Origin of the sequence: Endozoicomonas sp. SESOKO2, assembly GCF_024606245.1 — a bacterium.
GTDB lineage: Bacteria > Pseudomonadota > Gammaproteobacteria > Pseudomonadales > Endozoicomonadaceae > Endozoicomonas_A.
This window is the reverse complement of sequence record NZ_JAHHPQ010000274.1, coordinates 1-3577: the sequence shown is the minus strand read 5'-3', so window position 1 is coordinate 3577 and position 3577 is coordinate 1. Positions and strand designations below refer to the sequence as shown.

2 protein-coding genes are annotated in these 3577 nt (G+C 47.7%); both read left to right on the top strand.

Annotation, left to right across the window (positions count from 1 at the left end; genetic code table 11):
• The coding region (locus KDK17_RS06380) for a hypothetical protein (protein ID WP_257287629.1) at window positions 1-1829 on the top strand (1829 nt) is incomplete at its 5' end.
• A gap of 127 nt (window positions 1830-1956) precedes the next feature.
• Window positions 1957-3577: hypothetical protein (locus KDK17_RS06375; RefSeq protein ID WP_257287628.1), on the top strand; the 1621-nt coding region annotated here is incomplete at its 3' end.

Here is a 3577-nt window from a genome sequence, read left to right as displayed (position 1 = left end):
GCTGTCGTCATCGTGTGCCTGTTTTTATTGCTTTTTGTCGTTATTTCGGGATTCCTTGTCGGAAAATAAGTAGCCTCATCCACGGCTTTGCTGAATATTCCGTGGATGAAGGCCAAACCTGGAAGTCAGTGGATTTGGGCGGGGCACCTGTCGAGAGGACAAAAATCCTGTCTGACTTCCAGCCCAACAAGAAAGTCAGTAGTTTCAGCACTGCATCAGAGAAGATTCATGATCTCATGAAAGGGGTTGGTTTAGCGCAACAGCAAACTCTGGCTGAAGCCTGCGGCATAAGCTTTGAGAAACTGGACAAAGCCCATGTGACAAAGAGTGCATTAACAAAAACCAATCTAAGTGCTTTAGAAATAGTAAAGAACCTTTGGGAGAAAAAAGATTTAACCAGTTTTTCCATGGGCGTCTCAGTATTGGTGTCGCAGGAGACAAAATCATTGGGCTTCTACGAACGGAAGTTGATTGGTGAAATGGCTTTTGACAATTTGAGTCAATATAGCCCAATGTCAGAGGCAGTAAGTGCAATACTGCCCGACAATGATGGCTGTAAGATCGCTGAGCTACTCAAGTCACTTCATTCAAAAATGGTTGTTCAGGCCGGAGCATGCTCCAAAGAATGGTCGAATTCTATAGTGGATATACTGAGCAACAGCGACTTAGCCAACCCTTCGGTTATTCACTTTGCCCGTGAAGCCCTGTTATCGGGTTGGCTGGACCCACTGCCAAACGATAAAAGCGATATTAAGAAGGTCCATCTATATCACGAACTATTGGTGCTTCTGGAAGGTGTCGATGAACTGAAAGTTATAGCCGCACATAGCCTGAAAAAGTGGTACCGGGAATTATTGTCAAGGGAAAAAAATAGTCAGGTATGGCGGTTGGACTATAAAAGCTTCCGGGAAAAAGAAGGTAATGCCTTTTTCATCACTCATTGTCATGATGGGTTTTCGCGATCCCTTGAAGAAAAAATAACCCACTCATCGTTACGGGCCGCCTGGACAGACGTACCCGAGGGAATTCCGAATGTAGAACGAATGCTACTGCACCATCCTGCATTTCAACAATTAAACTCGGGTAAAGCGAACCACCGCCCGGTGATTATCCTGGAGTATAAATTTGACAGACCAGTGCTTGATGAAAAAGTCGAAGCCCTGATTCAACGAAAAGCTGAAAAGAGCCCGGAACTGAAGCTGATACTGGAAAAACTCAATCAACTTCAGGTGGCGGAAGCACGATACCAGCATGAAATGAAGGCATTGGAAAGTCTCAGCGCTAGCGATGTGGATGATATGGACTATATAGAACGGGTGCGACTGTCAAAAGATCAGCGATGTAAAGCTCAAAATGAAGAATATCAGAAAAAAAAGACCGATATCGAACTACGTTATGACCTCATTCTCGAACCCCTTTGGTTGTCATCGGAGGAAAAAGAACTTCTGGATGATTTAAAACACAAATGCAGACAAGCGATTGAGCAAGCCCTCAGTCACTACCTGTATGGAGTGACACACTCGAAAGGCGGTAGCTTAACCTATTGTTGGGTCCGTGCTTTCTTCACGTCTAACGGGTGTGACAGCTATGGCGCTCATGATCCATCTTCACCAGAAGAGTTGTATGCCATGATGTCTAATATTCATAGCACCTCGTTTAGTCTATCCATTAAGGATACCTACTTAAAGCATGTACTCAACGCCAGTAACGCTGTGGTGCTCAGAGGCGATGAGCTGAAAATAATTACCGGCGAGTTTTTCAGCACCATGAATTTGAATTCGATTTGTGACTCGTTGGATGTGTCATTGAAGTCTGCCCATGATGAGTGATTCAGAATCTGTGACTTCCTACAATAGTTACGGCTAACAAACCAAACGGAACTTTCATCCTGCCTGAAGGTCGAACAACAAAGGAATTTCAATACAGTTCTTTGGATGACAGGATGGGAGATCGACTATGGATGGTCAGATTGGTGAGCAAATAAACAACTCTGTTCTTAACATTGCCGTGCCAGCCAAGAGAGCAAGGCTGGCGTTATCGTCAGAGATTGTCGCCACCTGCTCTGAGGTAACTCCCGAACTCAATAGATCGTCACCTCCGGTGACGTTGCCTGACAAAGTGAGAACTGTATCCTCAACAGATTCCCCGCTCCGAAGCGCCTCTCATTCCTTCGATTTCCGTTTTGTCGCCAATGATGATGAGGTTCGGCAGCTTTTAGTGGCCGAGACCGGCGATGAACATCGGGATGTCGCTCTTATTTCCCATCCCGATGACCTCTCACAGGCTAATCTGGTGAGCCGGTTGAGCATTTCGGACGACGGTCGCCACGTTCTGCGTTCAGGCAAGCTGTTTGAAAGTCCAAAGCCACTCACTCTGGTGATGGATATCCGCAAGCTCAGCAGTGAGGAGCTGCCAAAGTTTAACGATTTACTGGACCCGGATAACCCCTGTCTGTACGACAAAGTCAGTCAGAAGAAACGCCCCCTGGGAAAGCATGTTGCCCTGCTGGTTCTGGCAGATCTTGCGCAGTTGGCATCGGTTGGCCAGAGTGATCACGCGCTGGGAAACGCTACTCCGGGCGCTGATTTCTGGCGGCGAATTAATCGCCCGGGAAATACCTGGCAGTTTGATGCACAGTCCGGCAATGACCAAGCGATGGAGATCAACGACGTTCCTCCGGTATTAGCTGAATGTCCCAGCGCTGAAAGTGCTATGGATAACGACAATACCGTTCTTATTGACTGTCACTTGCACAGTCACTGGCGACAATTGCTGCTGGGTGGCCCCGGAGTCGATCAACAGGGGCGAATCCAGCATATCCCCGGCAGGCTTGAGTCGTTAAGGGCTGGACAACGGGTGATTCTGAAAGGGGCCGACTGGCAGGATCTGGCCTTTGAACAGACAGTTCGACAAATGTTGGCTCAAAAGAGCTATGAGAGCAATGGCAAGATCTGTCAGTTACCCGACGATATTCAGTTTTATCAAATGCCGGTAGGGAAGGACGAGCTTCATTCACTGTTCCAAACCCTCTTTCGCTCTCTGCCCCGCTCTCTATCCCACTCGAATGAAGAAGGACTTGAGAAAAAACTGGATAAAGGACTTTCCCTGAAGGCGCCGAGAGACCCGATCATCATTAACAAAAGTAATATCAGGGAATGGCTGAGCTCGATTGCCATTACCCCGGAAGGCTACGCAGTCCCCAATACTCGTCTGTTGGAACAAGTTCGAGCGGGTGGTGTAATCACCGTCACGTCTCCCCTCACAGAAACACTCTGGTTTCGTTTACTGGGTTCACTGCAGACGATAAGCGAAACGACAGGTCTGAAGCCCGGACTGCAGGTGGCTCAGATCAAACGGCAACCGAAAGCCCTGGAATTGGCAGAAAACGATGAGCACTCAGTGAGAGATCATCCGGCCTTTAATGCCGTCACTTATCAACAACCTATCCAGGCCAGTCATTGGATAAACCGGCAACAGGCACCTCTGGTGATTCAGGTCAATGAACAGACCAGCCTCAGTCAACTGTTTGATAATATCCATATCAGCTCAGAACAAAAGGCGCATTTTGGACGACGTC